A 1,275-nucleotide genomic window follows, 5' to 3' on the forward strand; every position below is an offset into this window, starting at 1 on the left:
GTTAGCGTCCGTCGTATCTGTACGTCTGTGGAAGGAGACGGTGATGGATACGACGGTCGGTGGGATCGGCGCGGTTGTCGTGGCGGAGTTACGCGCGGCCGGTTACATGGAATCGACAGTTGGTCAGTACGCGAAGACGATCAAGGCGCTGACGGAGTTCGCCTCGGGGCGGGAGTATTCCACCGGTTTGGGTGCGGAGTTCGCGTCGATGACGACCAGTGTGCGCACCGGTCGGTTCAGCGCTCAGCGGCGGTTCGATTACCGGCGTCTGGTCGCGGTGTTCGACTCGTATGTGCAGACCGGCCGGGTGGACCTGTCGGTTCGTGGCCGCGATGGCGGAGGTCCACGGCCCGGGGGCGCCGACTTTGTTGCGCTGAATGCCGCGTGGGAGGCCGAGATGGGCCGCCGCGGTTTGGCGCCGGCCACCTGTGAGGCCTACGGGCGGGTGGCGCGTAGCTACCTGGTGTTTTTGGAAGGACGCGGGATCGCCGTGCTGGACGGGGCCGATGGCGCCAGCGTGCTGGCGTTTTTGGAATCCTTACTGGATCGGTGGGCCAAGTCGTCGCTGTTTTGGGTGGTGTCGAACTTTCGTCCGTTCCTGAAGTTCACCGGCCGCACCGATCTGGTTAATGCGGTGAATCTGGCTGGCATCAAACGTTTTCACGCGATAGTGCCCGTCTTGGATGATGCCGACCAGGAACGGGTTGTTCGCGCGTGTGCGTCGGGGGTGGTCAGCGCGCGGGACGCCGCGATCACGTTGCTCGCATTGTCGACGGGATTGCGGGCTTGTGACATCGTCGCGCTGCGGCTCGGCGATGTCGACTGGCGTGGGCAGACCATCGGCCTGGCGCAATGCAAGACGGGCAACCCGCTGACGCTGCCATTGCTGGCGTTGCTGCTGGACAGGCTGGCCGCCTATGTGCTCGACGAACGGCCCAGCTCCGGCGATGATCACCTGTTTCTGCGTTCGAAAGCCCCACACACCCGGCTGGGCGGTCACGCGACGGTGCATCGGGTGACCGTGGAGACATTCCGGAAAGCGGGGGTGAACAAGCCGAGGGCGGGAACCCGGTTGCTGCGCCACAATGCCGCATCCCGGCTGCTGGCCGCGGCGGTTCCGCTGCCGACGATCGCAGCCGTGCTCGGCCACGCCAGCGAAGAGTCAACGAACCTCTACATGAGTGTGGACCGGGCACGTCTGCTCGACTGCGTACTTTCGACCCCAGAAGCCGTGCGGTCATGACTGGCCACGGCTTCACCAGCGCGTTCGCCACC

At 65.1% G+C, this 1,275-nt stretch carries 1 protein-coding gene; it reads left to right on the forward strand.

Features of this window, described 5'->3' with window-relative positions; all coding sequences use genetic code 11:
- Window positions 1-43 precede the first annotated feature (43 nt).
- Window positions 44-1,243: a tyrosine-type recombinase/integrase gene (locus EET03_RS29710; protein ID WP_099194203.1), complete on the forward strand. Its 1,200-nt coding sequence runs from the start codon at window positions 44-46 to the stop codon at window positions 1,241-1,243.
- The last annotated feature ends 32 nt before the right edge of the window (window positions 1,244-1,275 follow it).

It is taken from the genome of Mycobacterium innocens (assembly GCF_900566055.1).
Lineage (GTDB): Bacteria > Actinomycetota > Actinomycetes > Mycobacteriales > Mycobacteriaceae > Mycobacterium > Mycobacterium innocens.

Bases quoted from the DNA above. Each gene is read 5' to 3' on its own strand.
- EET03_RS29710 (WP_099194203.1), top strand. From the start codon at position 44: ATGGATACGACGGTCGGTGGGATCGGCGCGGTTGTCGTGGCGGAGTTA.